The following is a 789-nucleotide window of genomic DNA, read 5'->3' as shown; positions in this document are numbered from 1 at the left end:
CCGCTGATGTTGCCCTTGCCGCCGCCGCCACCGATGGTGACTGTCGCATTGATGCTGGCGTTGACCCCGAAGCCGCCTGCAGCTCCCCAGGAATCGCCGCCATTGCCGCCGCTACCGGCCACCGATTGCGCGAGGATGCCGATCGCGTTGGCGCCTTTGGTAACGATGCTGCCGCCGCCATTCATGCCGCTGTCGACGATGACGAGGTCGCTCTTGCCACCGTCGCCACCCCAGCCACCAACAGTGACACCGAGTGAAACGCTGACCCCCGTGCTGGCTGCACCCGAAATCGTGGCAGCGCGGCCGCCATTGCCGCCGCCGCCGCCGATGGACTGGGCAACGATGCCGCCGGAACCGGCTGCGTCGGTGTCGGCAATCAGGTTGCCATCAGCCCGAACCGTTACCTTTCCACCATTGCCTCCGTTGCCGCCCTCGCCACCCACGGCAACCCCGACCGAAGCGGACACGTAGAGACCAGCGCTGACCGCGCCTGAATAAGCCGAACCGCCGTTGCCGCCACTGCCACCGACCGATTGCGCAAGGATGGCCTTCGAGCCCATGCCGCCGACATGAATGTCACCTTTGTGGGTGACCGTGACCTGGTTGCTGAGATTGCCATCGCCGCCACCGCCGCCGATCGCCACGGAAGCGGCGCCGAACAGACCGACGGCAAACGTTCCGACAGATCCGCCATTGCCGCCACCGCCGCCGACCGACTGGGCGAGAATGCCGTGTGAGAGGGAGCCCACGGTCGTGATGTTGCTGGTGTTCTTGACCTCTACCTCGCCG

General features: G+C 66.4%; 1 pseudogene. It reads right to left on the bottom strand.

Annotation, left to right across the window (positions count from 1 at the left end):
* Positions 1–789, bottom strand: a pseudogene (locus EN994_RS33725) (autotransporter outer membrane beta-barrel domain-containing protein); the annotation flags it as partial.

The sequence above is a fragment of the Mesorhizobium sp. M7A.F.Ca.CA.002.09.1.1 genome, from assembly GCF_003998555.1.
Taxonomy (GTDB): Bacteria; Pseudomonadota; Alphaproteobacteria; order Rhizobiales; family Rhizobiaceae; genus Mesorhizobium; species Mesorhizobium ciceri.
This window is presented reverse-complemented; position numbering and strand designations above follow the sequence as displayed.